21 protein-coding genes are annotated in these 23,081 nt (G+C 70.4%); 18 read left to right on the top strand and 3 right to left on the bottom strand.

The genetic code is table 11. The features are described 5' to 3' along the window. Positions 1 to 11 precede the first annotated feature (11 nt). The 8 genes from ASF75_RS03585 (at position 12) to rbfA (ending at position 10,663) form a co-directional block, all read left to right on the top strand. On the top strand, positions 12 to 1,508 hold the full coding sequence (locus ASF75_RS03585; RefSeq protein ID WP_056068812.1) for a purine-cytosine permease family protein: 1,497 nt from the start codon (positions 12 to 14) through the stop codon (positions 1,506 to 1,508). After that, a complete protein-coding gene (locus ASF75_RS03580; RefSeq protein ID WP_017885726.1) occupies positions 1,505 to 2,065 on the top strand; it encodes a cysteine hydrolase family protein in 561 nt (186 codons plus the stop codon). Before ASF75_RS03585 ends, ASF75_RS03580 begins: the two co-directional genes overlap by 4 nt. A gap of 56 nt (positions 2,066 to 2,121) precedes the next feature. Next, the gene (gene ispG, locus ASF75_RS03575) at positions 2,122 to 3,276 is read left to right on the top strand and encodes a flavodoxin-dependent (E)-4-hydroxy-3-methylbut-2-enyl-diphosphate synthase (protein ID WP_200942668.1); all 1,155 of its coding nucleotides are present in this window, start codon (positions 2,122 to 2,124) and stop codon (positions 3,274 to 3,276) included. 489 nt (positions 3,277 to 3,765) lie between these two features. After that, the gene (locus ASF75_RS03570; protein ID WP_056068808.1) at positions 3,766 to 5,517 is read left to right on the top strand and encodes a proline--tRNA ligase; all 1,752 of its coding nucleotides are present in this window, start codon (positions 3,766 to 3,768) and stop codon (positions 5,515 to 5,517) included. 258 nt (positions 5,518 to 5,775) lie between these two features. Beyond that, positions 5,776 to 6,771 (top strand): transcription termination factor NusA, encoded by a 996-nt coding sequence (gene nusA / locus ASF75_RS03565; RefSeq protein ID WP_031259736.1) that lies wholly within the window; start codon positions 5,776 to 5,778, stop codon positions 6,769 to 6,771. A gap of 68 nt (positions 6,772 to 6,839) precedes the next feature. Continuing rightward, positions 6,840 to 7,151, top strand: coding sequence for a YlxR family protein (locus tag ASF75_RS17240; protein WP_031259737.1), 312 nt, complete (start codon positions 6,840 to 6,842; stop codon positions 7,149 to 7,151). A gap of 74 nt (positions 7,152 to 7,225) precedes the next feature. Next, on the top strand, positions 7,226 to 10,078 hold the full coding sequence (gene infB / locus ASF75_RS03560; protein WP_042540195.1) for a translation initiation factor IF-2: 2,853 nt from the start codon (positions 7,226 to 7,228) through the stop codon (positions 10,076 to 10,078). A gap of 114 nt (positions 10,079 to 10,192) precedes the next feature. After that, entirely contained in the window at positions 10,193 to 10,663 is a 471-nt protein-coding gene (rbfA, locus tag ASF75_RS03555; protein WP_042540197.1) for a 30S ribosome-binding factor RbfA, read from the top strand. On the opposite strand, the gene ASF75_RS03550 is transcribed toward rbfA, so the two are convergent. Continuing rightward, complete coding sequence (locus ASF75_RS03550; protein WP_414835784.1) at positions 10,660 to 11,586, bottom strand: A/G-specific adenine glycosylase; 927 nt, start codon at positions 11,584 to 11,586, stop codon at positions 10,660 to 10,662. The two genes, rbfA and ASF75_RS03550, sit on opposite strands and share 4 nt — an antisense overlap. Before the next feature lie 52 nt (positions 11,587 to 11,638). Between ASF75_RS03550 and ASF75_RS03545 the strand changes: the two genes are divergently transcribed. Genes ASF75_RS03545 through ASF75_RS03525 form a run of 5 tightly spaced genes read left to right on the top strand, consistent with a single transcriptional unit; the run spans position 11,639 to position 14,901 of the window. After that, positions 11,639 to 12,085 carry a hypothetical protein gene (locus ASF75_RS03545; protein WP_052481889.1) on the top strand — a complete coding sequence of 149 codons (447 nt, stop codon included), beginning with the start codon at positions 11,639 to 11,641 and terminating at the stop codon, positions 12,083 to 12,085. Between the two features lie 22 nt (positions 12,086 to 12,107). Then, positions 12,108 to 13,070, top strand: coding sequence for a tRNA pseudouridine(55) synthase TruB (gene truB / locus ASF75_RS03540; RefSeq protein ID WP_056068804.1), 963 nt, complete (start codon positions 12,108 to 12,110; stop codon positions 13,068 to 13,070). Then, positions 13,067 to 13,432 (top strand): hypothetical protein, encoded by a 366-nt coding sequence (locus ASF75_RS03535; RefSeq protein WP_056068802.1) that lies wholly within the window; start codon positions 13,067 to 13,069, stop codon positions 13,430 to 13,432. Before truB ends, ASF75_RS03535 begins: the two co-directional genes overlap by 4 nt. Positions 13,433 to 13,477: 45 nt before the next feature. Next, complete coding sequence (locus ASF75_RS03530; protein WP_056068800.1) at positions 13,478 to 13,930, top strand: hypothetical protein; 453 nt, start codon at positions 13,478 to 13,480, stop codon at positions 13,928 to 13,930. Positions 13,931 to 13,938: 8 nt separating this feature from the next. Then, on the top strand, positions 13,939 to 14,901 hold the full coding sequence (locus ASF75_RS03525) for a bifunctional riboflavin kinase/FAD synthetase (protein WP_017887162.1): 963 nt from the start codon (positions 13,939 to 13,941) through the stop codon (positions 14,899 to 14,901). A gap of 153 nt (positions 14,902 to 15,054) precedes the next feature. On the opposite strand, the gene ASF75_RS03520 is transcribed toward ASF75_RS03525, so the two are convergent. Both ASF75_RS03520 and ASF75_RS03515 read right to left on the bottom strand, forming a co-directional pair. Further along, complete coding sequence (locus ASF75_RS03520) at positions 15,055 to 16,287, bottom strand: DUF349 domain-containing protein (protein ID WP_156463758.1); 1,233 nt, start codon at positions 16,285 to 16,287, stop codon at positions 15,055 to 15,057. Positions 16,288 to 16,400: 113 nt separating this feature from the next. Further along, on the bottom strand, positions 16,401 to 17,213 hold the full coding sequence (locus tag ASF75_RS03515; protein WP_056068799.1) for a peptidylprolyl isomerase: 813 nt from the start codon (positions 17,211 to 17,213) through the stop codon (positions 16,401 to 16,403). Between the two features lie 129 nt (positions 17,214 to 17,342). Here ASF75_RS03515 and ASF75_RS03510 point away from each other — a divergent pair, with 129 nt between their 5' ends. The 5 genes from ASF75_RS03510 (at position 17,343) to ruvX (ending at position 23,050) form a co-directional block, all read left to right on the top strand. Next, positions 17,343 to 18,695 (top strand): replication-associated recombination protein A, encoded by a 1,353-nt coding sequence (locus ASF75_RS03510; protein ID WP_082509432.1) that lies wholly within the window; start codon positions 17,343 to 17,345, stop codon positions 18,693 to 18,695. 249 nt (positions 18,696 to 18,944) lie between these two features. Beyond that, entirely contained in the window at positions 18,945 to 19,574 is a 630-nt protein-coding gene (gene rpsD, locus ASF75_RS03505) for a 30S ribosomal protein S4 (RefSeq protein ID WP_017887166.1), read from the top strand. 123 nt (positions 19,575 to 19,697) lie between these two features. Next, positions 19,698 to 19,880, top strand: a complete 183-nt coding sequence (locus tag ASF75_RS03500; protein WP_056068796.1) for a hypothetical protein — start codon at positions 19,698 to 19,700, stop codon at positions 19,878 to 19,880. A 60-nt stretch (positions 19,881 to 19,940) separates the two neighbouring features. Then, positions 19,941 to 22,598, top strand: a complete 2,658-nt coding sequence (gene alaS / locus ASF75_RS03495; protein WP_056068794.1) for an alanine--tRNA ligase — start codon at positions 19,941 to 19,943, stop codon at positions 22,596 to 22,598. 8 nt (positions 22,599 to 22,606) lie between these two features. Then, entirely contained in the window at positions 22,607 to 23,050 is a 444-nt protein-coding gene (gene ruvX / locus ASF75_RS03490; RefSeq protein WP_031259739.1) for a Holliday junction resolvase RuvX, read from the top strand. Positions 23,051 to 23,081 lie beyond the last annotated feature (31 nt).

The raw sequence follows: 23,081 nt of genomic DNA, 5'->3' as shown, positions 1-23,081 counted from the left end.
ACGCTCAGCGCATGAGCACAGCCGCCACGAACCCTCCCGAGGTTCGCGCCGTCGAACGACAGGGGCTCGACGTCATCGCCGAGTCGGATCGGAAGGGCTCCCCGAGGGGGCTGTTCTGGCCGTGGTTCGCGGCGAACATCTCCGTCCTCGGCATCGCGTACGGGTCGTTCGTCATCGGGTTCGGTATCTCGCTGGCCCAGGCGACGATCGTCTCGGTCATCGGGGTGGTGTTCTCGTTCCTGCTGTGCGGCATCGTCGCGATCGCCGGCAAGCGCGGTTCGGCGCCGACCATGGTGCTGAGCCGAGCGGCGTTCGGGGTCCGCGGCAACCGGGTGCCCTCGTTCCTCAGCTGGGTCCTCACCGTCGGGTGGGAGACCTCGCTCGCCGCGCTGGCGGTCCTGGCGACCTCGACGGTCTTCACCGAGCTCGGTTGGGACGGCGGGGTGCTGACGAAGGTCGTCGCGCTGATCGTCGTCGCAGCGCTCGTGGTCGGCGCCGGGGTCGCCGGGTTCGACGTGATCATGCGCCTGCAGACCGTGATCACCGTCGTCACCGCCGTGTTGACGGTCGTCTACATCGTGCTGGCTGCGCCGACGATCGACTTCGCGGCGCTCGGTGCCCTGCCGTCCGGCAGCACCCAGAACGTCATCGGGGCGCTCGTGCTCGTGATGACCGGGTTCGGCCTGGGCTGGGTGAACGCCGCCGCCGACTACTCGCGGTACCTGCCGCGGGGCGCGTCCACCGGTGGTGTCGTCGGGTGGACGACCCTCGGCGGCGCACTGGCGCCGGCGATCCTCGTGGTCTTCGGCGTCCTGCTCGCCGGGTCCTCGCCGGACCTGAACGCGGCGATCCAGGACGACCCGATCGGCGCGCTCACCACGATCCTGCCGATCTGGTTCCTCATCCCGTTCGCGATCGTGGCGATCCTCGGGCTCGTCGGGGGAGCCGTCCTCGACATCTACTCGTCGGGCCTCGCGCTGCTCAGCGCCGGCGTGAAGATCCCGCGGCCGGTCGCCGCCGGGGTCGACGGCGCGTTCATGGTCGCCGGCGCCGTGTACATCGCCTTCTTCTCGGAGAGCTTCGTGAAGCCGTTCCAGGCGTTCCTCGTGACCCTCGGGGTGCCGATCGCCGCATGGGCCGGCATCTTCGTCGCCGATGTCCTGCTCCGTCGTCGCGCCTACGCCGAGGCGGAGCTCGACGATCGCCGCGGGCGCTACGGAGACGTCCGGTGGCTGCCGATCGCGCTCGTCGTGCTCGGCACGGTGCTCGGCTGGGGTCTGGTCACGAACACGTACGGCGTCCCCGCGTGGCTGAACTGGCAGGGCTACCTGCTCGGCCCGTTGGGACTCGGCGGACGCGGAGGGGCCTGGGCGTACGCGAACCTCGGCGTCCTCGTGGCCCTGCTGGTCGGGTTCCTCGGCACGCTGCTGTTCGCGCGTGGGTCGATCCGCCGTCAGGAAGCACTGAGCACCCCGGAAGCACTCGGCACCCCGGACGACCTGCGATGAGCGCGGAGGTCCCCGACGACGCCTGGCTCGTCGTCATCGACATGCAGCAGGTCTTCACGGGCGAGAACCCGTGGGCGGCACCGCGCTTCGACCACGCCGGCGCCGGCATCGAACGGCTCCTGCCCCGGTTCACCGGTCGCACGGTCTTCACCCGCTTCGTCGCCCCGGTCCAGCCCGAGGGTGCGTGGGTGCCGTACTACCGCGAATGGCCATTCGCTCTGCTCCCGGACGCCGACCCGCTGTACGCGCTCACCGAGCCCTTCGCGTCTGCTGCCGCGGACCGGAACGACCCCGTCGTCACGGAACCGACCTTCGGCAAGTGGGGGACGGGCCTCCAGGCCGTCGTCGGCGACCATCCGCACCTGGTGCTCACGGGGGTGTCGACCGACTGCTGCGTGCTGTCGACCGCGCTGGCGGCGGCGGATGCCGGCGCGACGGTGACGGTCGTGGCCGACGCCTGCGCCGGCGCCAGCGACGCGGACCACGACCGGGCCCTCGCGGTGATGCGGCTCTACGCCCCGCTCATCACGGTCGTGGACTCGGTCAGGGAGCTCTGAACGGACCCACGGGGACCAGAGCCGGCATGGTCAGACCGAGCGCGTAGAGTGCTCACGTGCCCGCAGTCAACCTCGGTATGCCCAAGTCCCCCGAAACCCTCGCTCCGCGTCGCAAGTCGCGGCAGATCCAGGTCGGCAAGGTGCTCGTGGGCGGCGACGCCCCGGTGTCCGTGCAGTCGATGACCACGACGCAGACCACCAACATCAACGCGACGCTGCAGCAGATCGCCGAGCTCACGGCGTCGGGCTGCGACATCGTCCGGGTCGCCGTGCCCACGCAGGACGACGCCGACGCGCTGGCGATCATCGCGAAGAAGTCGCAGATCCCCGTGATCGCCGACATCCACTTCCAGCCGAAGTACGTCTTCCAGGCGATCGACGCCGGCTGCGCGGCGGTCCGCGTCAACCCGGGCAACATCCGCAAGTTCGACGACCAGGTCGGCGCGATCGCCAAGGCTGCCAAGGACGCCGGCGTCTCGCTCCGCATCGGTGTGAACGCGGGGTCGCTCGAGCCGAGCCTGCTGCAGAAGTACGGCAAGGCCACCCCCGAGGCGCTCGTCGAGTCCGCCGTGTGGGAAGCCTCCCTGTTCGAGGAGCACGACTTCCACGACTTCAAGATCTCGGTCAAGCACAACGACCCGATCGTCATGGTGAAGGCCTACCGCCAGCTGGCCGCCGCTGGTGACTGGCCGCTGCACCTCGGTGTGACCGAGGCCGGGCCGGAGTTCCAGGGCACCATCAAGAGCGCCACCGCGTTCGGCATCCTGCTGGCCGAGGGCATCGGTGACACCATCCGCGTGTCGCTCTCGGCCCCGCCCGCGCAAGAGGTCAAGGTCGGCCTGCAGATCCTGCAGTCGCTCAACCTGCGGGAGCGCAAGCTCGAGATCGTCTCCTGCCCCAGCTGCGGCCGCGCCCAGGTCGACGTCTACCAGCTCGCGAACGACGTCACGAAGGGGCTCGAGGGCATGACCGTCCCGCTCCGCGTGGCCGTCATGGGCTGCGTCGTGAACGGTCCGGGCGAGGCGCGTGAGGCCGACCTCGGCGTCGCCTCCGGCAACGGTAAGGGGCAGATCTTCGTCAAGGGCCAGGTCGTCAAGACCGTGCCCGAAGCCGAGATCGTCCAGACGCTCATCAACGAGGCGAACCGCATCGCGGACGAGATGGGTCCCGTCGCCGCCACCGGCACGCCCCAGGTGATCATGGCGCCGTAGGCGCGACCACCATCCCGACCGGAGGCCCGGTGCCAGCTGGCACCGGGCCTCCGGTCCGTCGTCGGGCGGCGCCGGCGCTGGCGACAGCGCCGGTCTGCACGGTGCGTGCTTCGCGGTTCCGTGCCGGGTTGATCGCCCCGTGCGAGCCTGCAGGCGCGCACGGAGCGGCTGGTGCCGCACCGGCCGATCAACCCCGCACCGTGCGGCGCTGCTCCGCGACGCCGGCGACGTCGGCGACGCGCCTGCCGCACCGGGGAACGGCCTGGAGGCCCGGCGCGGCTGCTCGACGTGCGTCCCGTCGGCACGGTGCGGACTTCGCGAGCGGCAGCCGGGTTGATCGCCCCGTGCGAGCCCGCAGGCGCGCACGGAGCGGCTCGTGCCGCACGAGCCGGTGAACGTCGCACCGTGCCGAGCGGCGATCCTCGCGCACAGCGGCGGGGACACCGTAGGGAGCCCGCGCCGCCAGCCCGCCGCCACTAGGCTTGCCCCGTGGTCACACGGCTTTCGCATCTGTTCCTCCGTACGCTCCGCGACGACCCCTCCGACGCCGAGGTGACGAGCCACAAGCTGCTCGTCCGCGCCGGGTACGTCCGTCGCCAGTCCCCGGGGATCTTCGCCTGGCTGCCGCTCGGCCTCCGGGTGCGCGCCAAGATCGAGGCGATCATCCGCGACGAGATGGTCGCAGCCGGTGCGCAGGAGGTCCTGCTGCCAGCGCTCCTGCCGCGTGAGCCGTACGAGGCGACGAACCGCTGGACCGAGTACGGCGACGGCATGTTCCGCCTGCAGGACCGCAAGGGGTCCGACTACCTGCTCGCCCCCACGCACGAGGAGATGTTCGCGCTCCTGGTGAAGGACCTGTACTCGTCCTACAAGGACCTGCCGGTCACCCTGTTCCAGATCCAGGACAAGTACCGCGACGAGGCCCGGCCCCGCGCCGGCCTCCTGCGCGGCCGCGAGTTCACGATGAAGGACGCGTACTCGTTCGACCTCACGGACGAGGGGCTCGAGCGCAGCTACCAGGTCATGCGCGATGCGTACGAGAAGATCTTCGCCCGCCTGGGCCTCGACTACGTCATCGTCAAGGCCGATGCCGGCGCGATGGGCGGCTCCAAGTCCGAGGAGTTCCTGCACCCGATCGGCGTCGGCGAGGACACCTTCGTCCGCAGCGCCGGCGGTTACGCGGCCAACGTCGAGGCGTACGTCACCCCGGTCCCCGAGTCCCTGCCGGTCGAGGGCCAGCCCGAACCCGTGCTCCTGCCGGCGTCGGACACCCCGACGATCGACACCCTCGTCGCCCACGCCAACCAGGTCGCCCCGCGCGACGGCGCACCGTGGACCGCGGCCGACACGCTGAAGAACGTGGTGCTCGCACTGACGCACCTCGACGGCACGCGCGAGGTCGTGGTCGTCGGCCTGCCCGGTGACCGCGACGTCGACCTGAAGCGTGCCGAGGTGTCGTTCGCCCCGGCCGAGGTCGAGGCCGCCGGCGACGACGACTTCAAGAAGCACCGTGGCCTGGTGAAGGGCTACATCGGCCCGCAGGTCCTCGGCGCCGACAGCGCCACCGGCATCCGCTACTTCGTCGACCCGCGCGTGGTCGACGGCACGAGCTGGATCACCGGCGCCAACGAGCGCGGCGTGCACGTCTCCGGCCTCGTCGCCGGCCGCGACTTCGTGGCCGACGGTGTCGTCGAGGTCTCCGACGTCCGTGCCGGCGACCCGTCCCCGGACGGCTCCGGCCCCCTCGAGACCGCCCGCGGCATGGAGATCGGGCACGTCTTCCAGCTCGGTCGCAAGTACGCCGAGGCGCTCGGCCTCAAGGTGCAGGACGAGAACGGCAAGCTCGCCACGGTGACGATGGGCTCCTACGGCATCGGCGTGACCCGCATCCTCGCGATCCTGGCCGAGTCCCACAACGACGAGAAGGGCCTGGTCTGGCCGAAGAACGTCGCACCGTTCGACGTGCACATCGTCGCCACGGGTCGCGACCAGGTCGCCTACGAGCTGGCGTCCTCGGTCGTCGCCGAGCTCGAGGGCGAACGGTTCGACGTGCTCTACGACGACCGCCCGAAGGTGTCGCCCGGCGTGAAGCTCCGTGACGCCGAGCTGCTCGGCATGCCGGTCGTCGTCGTCGCGGGTCGCGGCGCCGCCGACGGCGTCGTCGAGCTGTGGGACCGTGCGACGGGCGACCGCCGCGACGTGCCGGTGGCCGAACTGCTCGACGCGGTCCGCGCGATCTGACACGACGCCGTCGTGTCCGCTGGACACCGCCGATCCGACGAGACGCCGCCCGATCGGGCGGCGTCTCGCGCATCTGGCGGCGTCTCGGCGAGACGACGGCGTGTCACGACCTGGACGTGACCACCTGACGGGCGGGAGGCCCGTGGCGACGCCGCCACGGGCCTCCCGTCCGCCGTCTGGTTCTGGGGTACGCTTGTGGCCGACTTCTGCGCAGTTCCACCCCGCAGGAGCGACTCATCTGAATACGGAGGCACCTCGGTGAAGATCGATCTCGCAGTCCTGCGACTCATGGAGCGCGAGCGGGAGATCCCGTTCGACGAGCTCGTCCAGATCATCGAATCTGCCATCCTGACCGCCTACCAGAAGCACGCCGACGAGAACGGCGAGCCGGCCCACGCGCAGTCGCGTGTGGAGCTCGACCGCAAGTCCGGCGAGGTCAGCGTCTACGTCCCCGAGCTCGACGACGAGGGCACCGTCATCGGTGAAGCCGTCGACCAGCCGAGCGACTTCGGGCGCATCGCGGCCTTCGCGGCGAAGCAGGTCATCAACCAGCGCCTGCGCGACATCGGCGACGACAAGATCCTCGGCGAATTCCGCGGCAAGGAAGGCGACATCGTCGCCGGCGTGGTCCAGCAGGGCCCGAACCCGAAGATGGTGCACGTCGACCTCGGCACGATCGAGGCGATCCTGCCGCCCGAGGAGCAGGTGCCGGGGGAGTCCTACACGCACGGCTCCCGCATCCGCGTCTACGTGACGAGTGTCGCCCGCGGCAACAAGGGTCCGCAGATCACCGTCTCGCGCACGCACCCGGGCCTGGTCCGGAAGCTCTTCGCGCTCGAGGTCCCGGAGATCGCGTCCGGCGTCGTCGAGATCACCTCCCTCGCCCGTGAGGCCGGTCACCGCACGAAGATCGCCGTCAAGGCCAACGAGCCCGGTGTCAACGCGAAGGGCGCCTGCATCGGCGAGCTCGGCGCACGTGTCCGGTCCGTCACGAACGAGCTCGGTGCCGAGAAGATCGACATCGTCGACTACTCGTCCGACCTGGCGTCGTTCGTCGCGAGCGCCCTGTCGCCGGCCAAGGTGACGAGCGCGTTCGTGCTCGACGCCTCGACGAAGGCCGTCCGCGCACTCGTGCCGGACTACCAGCTGTCGCTCGCGATCGGCAAGGAAGGCCAGAACGCCCGCCTCGCCGCGAAGCTCACCGGTGCACGCATCGACATCCAGCCGGACTCCATCCTGGACGGCGAGGACTAGGACGATTTCGCCCCCGGCGTGCCCCTCGAGGGCGCGCCGGATCGCGCACGTCCGAGGCAAGGAGTAGAGTGGTTCCCGTCAGAACGTGCATCGGCAGTCGTCGTCGCGCTTCCCGATCCTCCCTCCTCCGAGTCGTCGCCCTGAGCGATGGCCGTGTCGTGGCGGATCCGAAGGCAGTCATGCCGGGCCGGGGAGCATGGCTCACACCGACCGTCGATGCCTACGATCTGGCCGTCAAGCGCAGGGCTTTCCGCCGTGCGCTCCGGTTGGATCGCGATCCCGACACGTCCGCGGTGCTCGACCACATCGTCGGTCTCCCACAGGAACCGGCCGAGCGCCCGGACATGACAGAACAGGCTGAACGGCTTATGGACAACTGATGAGCGGCTCGAAGTGAGACCCGTCATCCATTGAGTCCTGCCCCTTCACGGGGTGGGACCCGTGAAGGAGAACAGTGGCTAAACCACGCGTACACGAGATCGCAAGCGAACTCGGCGTCGACAGCAAGACCGCACTCGAAAAGCTCAAGGAGCTCGGCGAGTTCGTCCGGGGTGCCAGCTCGAGCATCGAGCCCCCCGTGGCACGGAAGCTCCGTGCCGCCCTGCAGGCAGACGGCGTCCCCGCGTCGAAGCCCGCCGACTCGGCGTCCGCGCCGAGCGCACCCGCCAAGGCCAGCGCGCCGAAGTCGAGTGCACCCAAGCCCGGCGGCCCCCGTCCGGGTCCGGCTCGTCCGGCCCCCGCGCCGGAGCCCGAGGCCCCGGCAGCACCCGCTGCCGACGTGCCGGCACCGGCCGCACCGAAGTCCGTCGCCCAGCGACAGGCCGAGGCCGAGGCCGCGCAGAAGGCCCGTGCCGAGAAGCAGGCCGCTGAGCAGCAGGCCGCCGCGCAGGCCGGCGACTCGACCGACGAGGCACCGAAGTCCGACGCGGTGAAGCCGGGCAGCAGCCCGAAGGCTCCCGCGGCGGCCGGTCCGAAGCCGGGTGGCCCCAAGCCGGGTGCACGTCCGGGCAACAACCCGTACTCGTCGAACCAGGGCATGGGCTCGCGCCCGCCGCGCCCCGGCAACAACCCGTACTCCTCCAACCAGGGCATGGGCCAGCGCCCGGCCGCCGGCGCAGCCGGTGGCGGTGGCATCCCGCGTCCGCAGCCCCCGCGTCCGGGCACGCCCCGTCCGGGTGCTCCGCGTCCGGGTGGTCCCGGTCAGGGCAACCGTCCCAACGGCTTCGGGCAGCGCCCGGGCCAGGGTGGTGGCCGTGGCGGCCCCGGTGCACGTCCGGGTGCCGGCGGCGGTGCCGGTGGCGGCTTCCCGCGTCCGGCCTTCAGCGGCCCGCGTCCCGCCGGTGGCGGTGGCCGTGGTCGTGGCCCCGGTGGTGGTACCGCCGGTGCGTTCGGTCGCGGTGGCGGCAAGAGCCGTGCCCGCAAGTCGAAGCGGACGAAGCGCGCCGAGTACGAGATGCGTCAGGCCCCGTCGCTCGGCGGTGTGCAGGTCCCTCGTGGCGACGGCAACACGGTCGTCCGACTCCGTCGTGGTGCGAGCATCTCGGACTTCGCGGACAAGATCGACGCCATGCCCGGCAACCTCGTGACGGTGCTGTTCCACCTCGGTGAGATGGCGACCGCGACCGAGTCGCTGGACGAGGCCACGTTCGAGGTCCTGGGCGACGAGCTGGGCTACAAGATCCAGATCGTCTCGCCCGAGGACGAGGACAAGGAGCTCCTCGAGGGCTTCGACATCGACCTCGAAGCAGAACTCGAGGACGAAGACGACGACGTGCTGCAGCAGCGGCCGCCGGTGGTCACCGTCATGGGTCACGTCGACCACGGCAAGACCCGCCTCCTCGACGCGATCCGCAACTCGAAGGTCGTCGAGGGCGAGGCCGGCGGCATCACCCAGCACATCGGTGCGTACCAGATCGTCGCCCAGCACGAGGGCATCGACCGCCCGATCACCTTCATCGACACCCCGGGTCACGAGGCCTTCACGGCCATGCGTGCTCGTGGTGCCCAGGTGACGGACATCGCGATCCTCGTGGTCGCGGCGGACGACGGCATCATGCCCCAGACCATCGAGGCGTTGAACCACGCGCAGTCGGCCGGTGTGCCGATCGTCGTCGCGGTCAACAAGATCGACAAGGAAGGCGCGAACCCCGCCAAGGTCCGCCAGCAGCTCACCGAGTACAACCTGGTGGCCGAGGAGTACGGCGGCGACGTCATGTTCGTCGACGTGTCGGCGCGGCAGAACATCGGTATCCAGGAGCTCCTGGACGCCGTGCTGCTCACCGCGGACGCCGGTCTCGACCTGCGTGCCAACCCCGACAAGGACGCACGTGGTGTGGCGATCGAAGCCCGACTCGACAAGGGTCGCGGTGCAGTCGCCACGGTGCTCATCCAGTCCGGCACGCTCCACGTCGGTGACGCCATCGTGGCCGGCACGGCGTACGGCCGTGTCCGTGCGATGACGGACGAGAACGGGGTCGCGGTCAAGGCTGCGACGCCGAGCCGCCCGGTCCAGGTGCAGGGTCTGTCCTCGGTGCCCCGCGCCGGTGACACCTTCCTCGTCACGGAAGAAGACCGCACGGCCCGTCAGATCGCTGAGAAGCGTGAAGCGGCCGAGCGCAACGCCCTGCTGGCGAAGTCGCGCAAGCGCATCTCGCTCGAGGACTTCACCCGTGCGCTCGAAGAGGGCAAGGTCGAGTCGCTCAACCTCATCATCAAGGGTGACGTCTCCGGTGCCGTCGAGGCACTCGAACAGTCGCTCCTGGACATCGAGGTCGACGACAGCGTCCAGCTCCGCATCCTGCACCGCGGTGTCGGTGCGATCACGGAGTCGGACATCGACCTCGCCACGATCGACAACGCCATCGTCATCGGCTTCAACGTCCGTCCTGACGTCAAGGCCCGTGAACGTGCGGCGCGCGAAGGCATCGATGTGCGCTTCTACTCGGTCATCTACAACGCACTCGACGACATCGAGCAGTCCCTCAAGGGCATGCTCAAGCCCGAGTACGAAGAGGTCCAGTCGGGCGTCGCCGAGATCCGCGAGGTGTTCCGTTCCTCGAAGTTCGGCAACATCGCGGGTGTCATCGTCCGCTCCGGCACGATCACGCGCAACGCCAAGGCGCGCGTCATCCGCGAGGGCGTCGTGGTCGCCGATGGCCTGGCCATCGAGTCGCTGCGTCGCTTCAAGGACGACGTGACCGAGGTCCGCACGGACTTCGAAGCCGGTATCGGTCTGGGCAAGTTCAACGACATCCAGATCGGCGACGAGGTCGAGACGACCGAACTCGTCGAGAAGCCGCGCGACTGATCGCGTGACTCCTCTGGGCCCCGGCCTCCCCACGCGGGAGGCCGGGGCCCGACCCCTTTCCCACGCAGGACCACCGGCGGGAAGCGTCCCGCCACTGCCTCAGGAGGCACCCACATGGCCGATCCGCAGCGCGCACGCAAGATGGCGGACCGCATCAAGGAAGTCGTCGCACGCCGGCTCGACAAGGGTCTGCGGGACCCGCGACTCGGGTTCGTCACGATCACCGACGTCCGTGTGACCGGTGACCTGCAGCACGCGTCGATCTTCTACACCGTCTACGGCACCGACGAGGAGCGCGCAGACTCCGCAGCGGCGCTCAAGGCCGCGACCGGCATGCTCCGGTCCGAGGTCGGCAAGAACATCACCGCCCGGCTCACGCCGTCGCTGGAGTTCATCGCGGACGCCCTGCCCGAGACGTCGGCGCACATGGAGGACCTGCTCGTGCAGGCCCAGGTGCGCGACGAGCAGGTCCGTGCGGCCTCGGTCGGCGCGACGTACGCTGGCGACGCCGACCCGTACAAGCGCGACGAGGACGACGAGGACGACGACTCCGAGGACGACGGCGCCGCCGAAGCCCGTTCCTAGACCCCGGGCAGCTGGTAGCCGCTCGCGTCGTCGCCGACGGCGAGACCGTCACGCAGCAGCGACGCGAGCGCCCGGTCGCGCTGGTCTGCGTCCGGCCACACCGGTTCGATCTCGGACCGGGTGACCGGCACGTCGCTGGCGCGCAGCTCGGCCATGATCAGCCCGCGGACCTGCCGATCACTGCCGGCGAACTTCGCCTGGCGCGGTGCCCGCGGTCCGTCGTGCTCCGGGTAGCCGGCAGCACGCCAGGCGCAGCGGTCCGCGATCGGGCAGGCGTCGCACGCGGGGGAGCGTGAGACGCACACCAGGGCGCCGAGCTCCATCACGGCGGCGTTCGTGGCCGCGGCGTCGTCACGGTCCACCGGCAGGACGGACTCCATCAGCGGGAGGTCCTGCTTCGCCTTCGCCGGCCCGGGTTCGCCCTGGCCGAGGACCGCCCGTGCGAGCACGCGGCGAACGTTGACGTCGACGACCGGGTGCCGGTCGCCGTAGGCGAAGACCGCGACGGCCCGTGCGGTGTAGTCGCCGATGCCCGGCAGCGCGAGCAGGGCGTCGACGTCCCGAGGCACCACGTTGCCGTGGTCGGTCGCGATCGCGGTCGCCGCGGCGTGCAGCGCGAGCGCGCGTCTCGGGTAGCCGAGCCGGTCCCAGGCGCGCACCGCCTCGGACGGAGGCGAGTCCGCGAGGTCGCGAGGCGTCGGCCACCGGGTGAGCCACGCCTCCAGACGGGGGACCACGCGCGCGACCTGCGTCTGCTGCAGCATGATCTCGCTGACCAGGGTGCCCCAGGCGGGGAAGCCGGGGCGGCGCCACGGCAGGTCCCGCGCCTGCTGCCGGAACCACGCGATCAGCGGGGTGGCGATGTCGGGCCGTTCCGGCGTGGCCGGTTCCTGCACACCGGCTCCCGCAGTCGGGTTGTCCACATTCTGTCTGGAGGCCCGACTCGCGTTCACCACGACAGCCTACGGTGGACGCATGGCACGCTGGGCACCCGAAGAGACCGACACGATGGCCGCGATCGCTGCAGAGGCGATCGCGCAGGTCGGCACCAACCGCACCGTCATCGGCATCGACGGGCAGGACGGCACCGACCTCGAACGGGTCGCCGCCGCGCTCGTCTCCGGGTTCGAGCAGCACGGGGTCTCCGCCATGGCGGCCGCTGCGCCGTCGGCCGACCAGGACACGCTCCGGGCTGATCTGGTCACGCCCTTCCGCACGACCGGTGCCGGCGACGGCGTGTTGATCGTGCACGGGCGGGGCCTCCTCGCCCCCGGGGTCCGCACCCTGTGGCGCTGGTCGCTGTGGGTGGAGCAGGAAGCCGGGCGGCTCGAGCGCCGGGCCGACGTCAAGATCGCGGCCTCCGCGGTGCTCGACGTCACCGATCCCGAGCACCCCCGCCGTGAGTGGAACGACGCCTGCTGACCGGCGCTGGTAATCTCTCCTGGTGCTCGAAACCGCGCCGGACGGCATCCTCCTCGTCGACAAACCGCAGGGGATCTCCAGCCACCGGGTGGTCTCCATCGCCCGCCGGCGACTCGGCCTGAAGAAGGTCGGCCACGCGGGCACCCTCGACCCCATGGCCACCGGGCTGCTCCTGCTCGGCATCGGGCCGTCGACCCGGTTGCTCACGCACCTGGTGGGGCTCGACAAGACGTACACGGCGACCATCCGGCTCGGTGTGTCGACGGACTCCGACGACGCCGACGGCACGCCCACCACGGCTCCCGGTGTGACCGCTGCCGACGTCTCGGAGGCCGCCGTCGGGGCCGCCGTCGCCGAACAGCGCGGCGTGATCGACCAGGTCCCGTCCACCGTCAGCGCGATCAAGGTCGACGGGCGCCGCGCCTACGACCTGGCGCGGAAGGGTGAGGCGGTCGAACTCAAGTCCCGCACGGTGACCGTCTCGCAGTTCGACGTCACGAACCGCAACGACCGGACCGTCACCGTGGACGGCACGGACGTCGCCGTGGTGGACCTCGACGTCGTCGTCACCTGCTCCTCGGGCACCTACGTCCGTGCGCTCGCCCGTGACGTCGGCGCGACGCTCGGCACCGGCGCACACCTCGTCGCGCTCCGTCGGACCCGGGTCGGACCGTTCGACGTGCGGGACGCGATCGACCTCGAGGACGATGCCGTCGACGTCCGCGCCGCGCTCGCACGTCCTGCGGACATCGCCCGTCGACTGTTCTCCTCCGTCACCCTCGATGCCGCGTCGGCGAAGGACCTCACCGACGGCAAGCGCGTCGCCGCGGAGCACCCCGACTCGGACGGGCCGGTGGCAGCGGTCACCGCCTCCGACGACCGGCTCGTGGGCCTGGTGTCCGTCCGGCGCGGGCTGCTCCGGGTCATCACCAACTTCCCGGCGCCCGGTGCGTCGTCCTCCTCGCAGACCGGAGCGCGCGCGTGATCGAGTGGTTCATGTGGGTGCAACTGGTGCTCGCGGTCGTGGTGGGGCTCTTCGCGGTCGTCATGGGGTTCGTCGGCTGGAAGCCGAACGACTACACCGTCGGCGCCCTCGTCCTGATCGAGCTGCTGCTCCTGGTGCAGGGTGTCATCTCGATCGTGCTGCCGGCGACGGGCAGCCCGCCCGACGGCAACGCACTCGAGTTCGGGGTGTACGCGGTGTCGGTGCTCCTCGTCCCACCGGCCGCGGTCGTGTGGGCGCTGATCGACCGGACGAAGTGGAGCACCGTGGTGCTCGGCGCCGGGGCCTTCACCGTCGCGGTGATGGTCTACCGGATGTACCAGATCTGGTTCGCGTTGAACTGACGTCGCAGGTCATGCGCGCAGCCGCGCGTCGGTAGAATCGGTGCAATGGCGACCAGATCCTCACTCGCGACCGGCATCGGCCGCGTCCTCATCGCCGTGTACGGCATCCTCGCGCTGGCGGCGACCGGACGCAGCGTCGTGCAGATCATCGAGAAGTTCTCGTTCGCACCGTTCGCGTACACGCTCAGCGCCGTCGCCGCGGTGGTGTACATCGTCGCGATGATCGCCCTCATCGTGCCCGGTCGGTTCTGGTACCGGGTCGCCTGCGTCACGATCGCGTTCGAGATGACCGGGGTGCTCGTCATCGGCACCCTGTCGCTGTTCGACCGTCAGCTGTTCCCCGACGACACCATCTGGTCGTACTACGGCATGGGCTACGCCTTCGCGCCGCTCGTGCTCCCGATCGCCGGGCTCTGGTGGCTCCGCAAGCACCACCGCACCGCGGTCGCCGAGCCGACACCGGTTGCGTCCTCGTCCACTGCCCTGGCGAGCGAGTAGGGGCCGCCGTGCAGTTCTACGAGGACACCGCCGACGTGGCGGACGGGTTCGGGCCGAGTGCGGTCACCATCGGCAAGTTCGACGGTGTGCACGTCGGGCACCGAGCCGTCATCGCGCACCTGGAGCGTGCTGCGCGCGAGCACGACCTCGTGGCGACCGTGGTCACGTTCGACCGGCACCCGCTCAACGTGATCGACCCACCGCACGTCCCGCCGGCCCTGACGAGCACCGCGCAACGCCGCGAGCTGCTCGAGGACGCCGGGGTCGACGCGACCCTGCTGCTCCGCTTCGACCAGGAACTCCAGTCGAAGTCGCCCGAGGCGTTCGTGTCCGAGATCCTCGTCGACACCCTGCACGCCCGCCTGGTGTTCGTCGGCAGTGACTTCCGCTTCGGCGCGAAGGGCGCCGGTGACGTCTCCCTGCTGCGTGTCCTGGGGGAGCAGCACGGGTTCACGGTCGAGCTCATCGACGACGTGGACCTGATCGACGACGTCCGACCCGACGACGAGCGCCGGGTGTCCTCCACCTGGATCCGTGAGCTGCTCGGCCAGGGCCGCGTCGCCGAGGCCGCACGGCTCCTGGGGCGTGAACACGCCGTCCGCAGCGTCGTGGTGCACGGCAACCAGCGCGGCCGCGCGATGGGGTACCCCACCGCGAACCTCGATCCGGCGTGCGAGGGGTTCGTCCCCGCCGACGGTGTCTACGCTGCGCGGGTGCTCCACGACGGCACGGTCTACCCGGCTGCGGTGTCGGTCGGCAACAACCCGACGTTCGAGGGCGTGCCGGCCAAGCAGATCGAGGCACACCTGCTCGACGTCGACATCGACCTGTACGGCGACCGGATCTCGGTGCTCTTCGTGTCGTACGTTCGCGGCATGGTGAAGTTCTCGTCGATGGACGAGCTCGCCGCGCAGATGCGCCAGGACGACCTGGACATCCGACTGCTCCTCGGGCTGCCCGCGCCGGTCTGAGCCGCGTGTCCGCCGTCCCCGCGATCACGCTGATCCGGCCTGCACGCTGATCCGGCCTGCACGCTGTGCTCGGCCCGCACGCTGTGCTCGGCCCGCACGACGACGCCCCCGTGACCGTTCCGGTCGCGGGGGCGTCGTGGGTGGTGCTGCGGCTCAGCCGCCCAGGGCGTCGAGCCAGATCTTGCGGGCGTCGAGGGCTTCCTGCGCGTCCTTGATCTTCCGGGCGTCACCGGTGGCCTGGGCCGCGGCGAGCTCGGACTGGAGCTTGTCGATGGCGTCCTCGAGCTGGCTCGCGAGACCGTTCTGACGGGCCTTGCGCTCCGGGTTCGATTCCTTCCAGTGCGCGTCCTCGAGCCCACGGACGTGGTCCTCGATCGCGCGCAGGCGGTCCTCGACACGACGGACATCGGCGCGGGGGACCTTGCCGATCTCGTCCCACCGGCGCTGGATCCCGGTCAGGGTCTTGCGCGCGGCGACCCGGTCGGTCGCCTGCAGGAGCGGCTCGGCCTCGGTCAGCAGGGCCTGCTTCGCTTCGAGGTTGGCGGAGAACTCTTCGTTCTCGGCCGCGCTCTCGGCGTGGCGCTGCTCGAACAGCACGTCACCGGCGGCCTTGAAGCGGGCCCAGAGTGCGTCGTCGTGCCGCTTGCCCGCACGCCCGGCGTTCTTCCAGTCGTCGAGGAGCTGACGGTAGTCCGGGATCGCGTCGGAACCGCGGGGTGCGAGGGCCTCGGCCTGCGCCACGAGCTCCTGCTTGCGGGTCCGGGCGTCACGGTGCTGTGCGTCCAGTTCGGAGTAGAAGGCACGACGGTGCTGGTCGACGGTGGACCGCGCTGCGCGGAACCGCTTCCAGAGGTCGTTCGCCTCGTTCTTGGGGATCCGGGGCCCGTCGTGCTGGTGCTGCTGCCAGCGTGCGAACACGTCGTCGAGCTGCGCCGTGATCTGCTTCCACTGCGCGCGCGCCGGGTCGACCGCGGCGAGTGCCTCGGCTTCCTCCACCAGGGCGGTGCGGTGCGCCAGCGCGTCCTGCAGGGCCTGCTGCGCCTGCTCTGCCTGCTCCTTGGTGAGCGAGCCGAGCTGCTCGGCCAGGACACCCACGCGGGTTTCGAGCGACTTGATGTCGCCCACCACCCGTGCATCGGCCACCAGGGCCGTCAGGTGCTCGACCGTCCGCGCGACGTCGTTCGCCGACGCGCCGCGCTGGACGCGCTGCTCGGCGATCTTCACCTGCCCCTCGAGGTCGGCGTACTTCCGCGCGAAGTAGGCGAGTGCTTCTTCGGGGGTGGCGTCCGGGTACTCACCGACAGCACGTTCGGTCTCTTCGTACCGGACGTACACGGTCCCGTTCTCGTCGACCCGCCCCCAGGTCGTTGCTTCGTCAGATCCCACAGGTCTCGCCTCGATCGTGGTCGTGCATCGCCGACGTCACCGTCGGCACGGTCAGGTCGTCAGCCTATTGCACGGACGGGCTCCGCCGCCCGACCGGTGCGACGGGTTGTGGACTACTTCTCCTCCGCGATGGTCGCGTCGGTGATCTTCGTCGCCACCTTCGGCTCGCCGGTGCCGTCGCTGCCGGGGGATGCGATGCCCTTCGCAGCGATCTCCGACTCGAGCTCGGACAGGCCGCTCGTGACCTTCCCGACGACCGTGTAGCCGCCTGTGGAGCCGTCGAGCGTGGTGTCCCCGTAGACGATGAAGAACTGCGTCGACTGCGAGTAGGGGGAGTCCGACCGAGCGATCGCGATCGTGCCCTTCTCGTAGACGCCGTCCTTCGGCACGTTCTCGAGCGGGCCGTACTCGAAGCCCGCGTCGCCGGTACCGTCGCCGTTCGCGGATCCGCACTGCAGGAACTTCAGACCGGCGCTGTCGGCGAGTCGGTGGCACGTGGTGCCGTTGTAGAACTGGTCGCGGATCAACGAGATCTCGGCACTCGCGGCCTGCGGTGCCTTCGCCCCGTCGAGCTCGATGCCGAGGTCGATGCTCTTGTTCAGCGTGAGCGTGCCCGTCCAGGTCGCGCCCTTCGCGATGGACTTGCTCGGCACGTCGCCGGTGTTGCCGGCCGTCGCACTGGCCGACGGCGTCGCCGTGGACGACGCGGAGGTGCTCGGTGTCGGGGCGTCCGACCCCCGCGACCCGGCGAAGGCGAGCTGCGACCCGGTGGCGAGGGCCGCGACGAGGACGAGGGCGCCTGCACCGATCAGGTTGTCGCGCACACGGCGGCTGCGCTGCCGCTCGTGCAGGCCCTGACGGGCTTGGTAGAGGCGGAGCCGCTCGCGCGCCTCACGGTTGTCACGCGCTGGGTTCTTCGGTGCCACGGTGCTGGTCTGCCCTCTCGTCGCAGTGTGCAACGAGCGTAGCCGAACGGTCACCACCACCGGCTCGGAGGCGCGGCGTGCGTCGGTGGTGCGGCTTACGATTGCAGGATGGCAGCGGATCGTTCGGGCATGCACGCGCCCACCACGGGTGGTCGCGCCGGTCTCGCGCAGGGTTCCGTCCCGCTCGCCGTCCGGATGCGACCGACCAGCCTCGACGAGGTCGCCGGCCAGCAGCACCTGCTCGGGCGGGGCTCACCCCTCGTGCAGCTCGCCACCGGCACGCGTGACAACCCCGGCGGGGTCTCCGTGATCCTCTGGGGTCCGCCCGGCACCGGGAAGACCACGCTGGCGCAGGCCATCGCACGCCAGTCCGGCCGCGAGTTCGTCGAGCTCTCCGCCGTGACCGCCGGCGTGAAGGACGTTCGCGAGGTCATGGAGAAGGCACTGACCCACCGCGACCTGTACGGGTCGACCACGGTGCTGTTCCTCGACGAGATCCACCGCTTCAGCAAGGCCCAGCAGGACGCCCTGCTGCCCGGCGTCGAGAACGGGTGGGTGATCCTGATCGCAGCCACCACCGAGAACCCGTCGTTCTCGGTCATCTCGCCGCTGCTCTCCCGCTCGCTGCTCCTGACGCTCAAACCACTCACCGATCCCGACCTCGGCATGCTCGTCGACCGTGCGGTCGAGGACCCCCGGGGCCTCGGCGGCGCCGTCGTCCTGGGCGACGAAGCCCGCAGTTCGATCATCCGGCTCGCCTCCGGTGACGCCCGACGCGCCCTCACCGCGCTCGAGGCCGCGGCGGCATCGGCCACCGCGGCGCAGGACGACGACGACGACACCGTGCCCGTCGTCGACGCCGACACCGTCGCCGCCGCCGTCGACCGGGCCCTGCTCCGCTACGACCGACAGGGCGACGAGCACTACGACGTCATCAGCGCGTTCATCAAGTCGGTACGGGGGAGCGACGTCGACGCAGCCTTGCACTACCTCGCCCGCATGATCGAGGCCGGCGAGGACTCCCGGTTCATCGCGCGGCGGATCATCATCTCCGCGTCCGAGGACATCGGCATGGCCGACCCGCAGGCGCTGTCCATCGCGGTCGCCGCGGCGCAGGCCGTCCAGCTCATCGGCATGCCCGAGGGTCGCATCCCCCTGGCCGAGGCGGTCGTCTACCTGGCGACGGCACCGAAGTCGAACGCCGCCTACAACGGGGTGAACCAGGCGATGTCCGACGTCAAGGCGGGGCGGATGGGCACGGTGCCGATGCACCTGCGCGACGCGCACTACGCCGGGGCGAAGCGACTCGGGCACGGCAAGGGGTACGTCTACTCGCACGACGCCGAGCACGGGGTCGCCGAGCAGCAGTACCTGCCGGACGCCCTCGAGGGCACCGAGTACTACACCCCGACGGCCAACGGGTACGAGCGAGAGGTCGGGCCGCGGCTCGAACGACTCCGGAAGATCACACGCGGTCACTAGTGTCGGTGCTTCTGCGCCGGGCTGGATGCTGCTAGCATTGCCGGGCCTACGTCCTGGTCCTCGAGCACGGCTGCGTCGAGGACAGAGTGCCACTCCGGTGGTACGGGGGCAGAGGTTCGGACTGTAGCCGTCCGATCCCACAGGCTCATCCCTCTGGATCCCGTCGTCGGGACCGAGCACGTGCTGCACCACTGAGCGTGCTGTTGGAGTGCCCGGCGAGTATTCAGTTCGAACAGAGAAAAGGACCCTGTGTCTACCAAGTCACGTACCCGCAGCAAGACCCGCCTGTCGCGCGCGCTCGGCATCCCGCTGACGCCGAAGGCGGCCCGTTACCTCGAGAAGCGCCCCTACGGGCCCGGTGAGCACGGCCGTACGCGCCGTCGTGCGGACAGCGACTACGCCGTCCGCCTCCGTGAGAAGCAGCGTCTGCGCGCCCAGTACGGCATCCGCGAGAAGCAGCTCCGCATCGTCTTCGAAGAGGCCCGCAAGACGAAGGGCCTGACCGGTGAGAACCTGGTCGAGCTCCTCGAGCAGCGCCTCGACGCCCTCGTGGTCCGTGCCGGGTTCGCCCGCACCACCGCGCAGGCCCGTCAGCTGATCGTGCACCGTCACATCCTCGTCGACGGCAAGCTCGTCGACCGCCCCTCCTTCCGCGTCAAGGAGGGCCAGCTGATCCACGTCAAGGCGAAGTCCGAGTCGATGGAGCCCTTCCAGGTCGCCGCTGCCGGTGGCCACCAGGAAGTCCTCCCGAAGGTCCCGGGCTACCTCGAGGTCGAGATCGAGAAGCTCCAGGCCCGCCTCGTGCGTCGCCCGAAGCGCGCCGAGGTCCCCGTGACCTGTGAAGTGCAGCTCGTCGTCGAGTACTACGCAGCTCGCTGATCCACTGAACACACCCGAACGGCGGGTCGTCCTCTCGAGGGCGACCCGCCGTTCGGCGTTCCGGCACCGGCGGCTAAGCTTGTCCGGGCATGCACCGCCCGGGTGCACAGAGGGAGAGGCACCGTGAAGCAGCTGTTCTTCGTCGCCGTCGGCATCGTCATCGGCTTCGCCGTCGCACACCGGATCGCCCAGACCTCCGGTGGCGCCCGGCTCTTCGCCGAGGTGAACGCCAAGACGAAGGCCTTCACGGGTGCCGTCGCGGACGGCTACCGATCGCGCGACGCCGAGCTCCGCACGGACGTCTGAGCGCTCCGCTTCGAGCTGTCACGACTCTCCTCCACCCACGACCTGAACCCAGGAAGCACCATGCAGACCGCAGAGATCCGCCGCCGTTGGCTCCAGTACTTCGGTGACCGCGGCCACACCGTCGTCCCGTCCGCATCCCTCGTCTCCGACGACCCGTCGCTCCTCTTCACGGTCGCCGGCATGGTGCCGTTCATCCCGTACCTGACCGGGCTCATCCCGGCGCCGTTCCCGCGGGCGACGAGCGTGCAGAAGTGCATCCGGACGAACGACATCGAAGAGGTCGGCAAGACCCCTCGCCACGGCACGTTCTTCCAGATGAACGGGAACTTCTCGTTCGGCGACTACTTCAAGGAGCAGGCGATCCAGTTCGCCTGGGAGTTCCTCACCAAGTCGGAGACCGACGGGGGGCTCGGCTTCTCGCCCGACGACCTCTGGGTCACCGTCTACGAAGAGGACGACGAGGCGATCGCCTTCTGGAAGCAGCACTCGTCGCTGCCCGACGAGCGGATCCAGCGTCTGGGCAAGGACACGAACTACTGGTCGACCGGGCAGCCCGGACCCGCGGGTCCCTGCTCCGAGATCTTCTTCGACCGCGGCCCCGACCACGGCATCGACGGCGGCCCGGCCACCGACGACGACCGCTACGTCGAGATCTGGAACCTCGTCTTCATGCAGTACCAGATCGCCGACGTGCGGTCGAAGTACGACTTCGAGACCACGGGCGAACTGCCGAACAAGAACATCGACACCGGCATGGGGCTCGAGCGCGTCGCCTTCATCAAGCAGGGCGTCGACAACATGTACGAGATCGACCAGGTGCGCCCGGTGCTCGACCGCGCGGCCGAGATCTCCGGCCGTCGCTACGGTGCCGTGCACGAGGACGACGTGCGCATGCGCGTCATCGCCGACCACGTCCGTTCCTCGCTGATGCTCATCGCCGACGGCGTGAGCCCGTCGAACGAGGGCCGCGGGTACATCCTCCGTCGCCTGCTCCGCCGGACCGTGCGCGCCATGCGCCTGCTCGGCGTCGAGGCCGCCACATTCCCCGAGCTCTTCCCGGCGTCCCGCGACGCGATGCGCGACGCCTACCCCGATGTGGCGTCCGACTACGACCGGATCTCCCGCATCGCCTACGCGGAAGAGGAGACCTTCCTCCGCACCCTGGCGCAGGGCACGACCATCCTCGACGTCGCGGTCGAGCGCGCGAAGCAGGACGGTGCCCCGTCGATCGGCGGCGACACGGCGTTCCTGCTGCACGACACCTTCGGGTTCCCCATCGACCTGACGATGGAGATGGCCGAGGAAGCCGGCGTGCACGTCGACCGCACGGCCTTCGAGACCCTGATGTCCGAGCAGCGCGCCCGGGCGAAGGCCGACGCGAAGAGCAAGAAGACCGCGATCGCCGACCTGAGCGTCTACAGCGCGTTCCGGGCGAAGGGCGAGACGACCTTCTTGGGCTACGACGCACTCGAGACCGAGACGCGCGTGCTCGGCATCATCGTGGACGGCGTCAGCGTCGACCGCGCGGTGGTGGGCGACATCGCCGAGGTCATCCTCGGCGAGACCTCGCTGTACGCCGAGTCCGGCGGCCAGGACGCCGACCAGGGCTCGATCGTCGGCAACGGGTTCGACCTCGAGGTCCTCGACGTCCAGCGACCGGTCTCCGGGCTCTGGAGCCACACCGTGCAGGTCCGCTCCGGCGAGGTCGGGGTCGGCGACGCCGCGAGCACCGTCGTCGATGCCGAGTACCGCCGTGGCGCGACCCAGGCACACTCCGCGACGCACCTGGTGAACGCGGCGCTCCGCGACATCCTGGGGCCGGAGGCGCTGCAGGCCGGTTCGTACAACAAGTCCGGCTACATGCGCCTCGACTTCTCGTGGTCGCAGCCCGTGTCGCTCGAGACCCGCTCCGAGATCGAGGAGGTCGTGAACACCGCGATCCGCACCGACCTCGAGGTGTCCACGCGCATCCTGCCCATCGACGAGGCGAAGGCCCTCGGCGCGCAGGCCCTGTTCGGTGAGAAGTACGGCGCCGAGGTCCGCATGGTCGACATCGGCGGCCCGTGGTCCCGCGAGCTCTGCGGTGGCACCCACGTGGCCTCGAGTGCACAGATCGGACTGGTCAACCTGGTGGGGGAGTCGAGCGTCGGTTCGACGAACCGCCGCGTCGAAGCGCTGGTCGGGCTCGAGGGGTTCCGCGACCTCGCCGTCGAGCGCACGATCGTGTCGCAGCTCTCCAGCGCGCTCAAGGCACCCCGTGCCGACCTGCCGGCCCGCGTGCAGAACCTGATGGAGGACCTGCGGAGCGCCCAGAAGAAGCTCGCCGAGTACGAGTCGGCGAACCTGCAGCAGCGCGTGCCCGCCATCGCCCGCAACGCCACGACCGTCGGTGCCACCACCGTGGTCGCCGAGACGGTCGACGGACTGCAGTCCGGCGACGACCTGCGCTCGCTCGCCACCGGTGTGCGGGGCCAGCTCGGTGACGGTGCTGCCGTCGTCGTGCTCGGGGCGGTCGTCGGTGGCAAGCCGATCGTGATCGTCGCGACCAACGACGCCGCTCGTGCTGCGGGCGTGCAGGCGGGCCCCCTGGCGAAGGAGGCCGCCGGCGTGCTCGGTGGCGGTGGCGGTGGCAAGCCGGACCTGGCGCAGGGCGGCGGGACCGACGCGGCCGCGCTCCCCGCGGCGCTCCGTGCCGTGACCGCACGGCTCGCGGGCTGACCGTGGGCATCCGGTCCGGGCGGCGGCTCGGCGTCGACGTCGGGCGCGCCCGGATCGGGGTCGCGGTGTGCGACCGTGACGGCCTGCTGGCGACGCCGGTCGAGACCGTCCGTCGCGACGACTCGAAGGACCTCCGGCGCATCCTCGAGCTCGCGGACGAGTACGACGTCGTCGAGGTCGTGGTCGGTCTGCCCCTGTCGATGTCGGGCGCGGACACCGCCTCGACCGAGGACGCCCGCGTGTTCGCCGCCCGGATCGCAGCGCGTCGTCCGGTGCGCCTGGTGGACGAACGACTGTCGACGGTGACCGCCCAGCGCGGGCTGCACCAGGCCGGCAAGAACACGAAGAAGTCCCGGGCCGTGATCGACCAAGCAGCCGCTGTTATCATTCTGCAACACGCGCTCGACCACGAGCGCAGTGCAGGTGCCCCTCCGGGCACCACGCTTCCCTGACAGGGCTGCCCGGTACCGCGCAAGGGTGCTC

The sequence above is a fragment of the Curtobacterium sp. Leaf154 genome, from assembly GCF_001424595.1.
GTDB classification, from domain to species: Bacteria; Actinomycetota; Actinomycetes; order Actinomycetales; family Microbacteriaceae; genus Curtobacterium; species Curtobacterium poinsettiae.
This window is presented reverse-complemented; position numbering and strand designations above follow the sequence as displayed.

Bases quoted from the DNA above. Each gene is read 5' to 3' on its own strand.
- ASF75_RS03545 (WP_052481889.1), top strand. From the start codon at position 11,639: ATGGCACGCTGGGCACCCGAAGAGACCGACACGATGGCCGCGATCGCT.
- alaS (WP_056068794.1), top strand. From the start codon at position 19,941: ATGCAGACCGCAGAGATCCGCCGCCGTTGGCTCCAGTACTTCGGTGAC.
- rbfA (WP_042540197.1), top strand. From the start codon at position 10,193: ATGGCCGATCCGCAGCGCGCACGCAAGATGGCGGACCGCATCAAGGAA.
- ASF75_RS03585 (WP_056068812.1), top strand. From the start codon at position 12: ATGAGCACAGCCGCCACGAACCCTCCCGAGGTTCGCGCCGTCGAACGA.
- ASF75_RS03580 (WP_017885726.1), top strand. From the start codon at position 1,505: ATGAGCGCGGAGGTCCCCGACGACGCCTGGCTCGTCGTCATCGACATG.
- ASF75_RS03510 (WP_082509432.1), top strand. From the start codon at position 17,343: ATGCACGCGCCCACCACGGGTGGTCGCGCCGGTCTCGCGCAGGGTTCC.
- ASF75_RS03530 (WP_056068800.1), top strand. From the start codon at position 13,478: ATGGCGACCAGATCCTCACTCGCGACCGGCATCGGCCGCGTCCTCATC.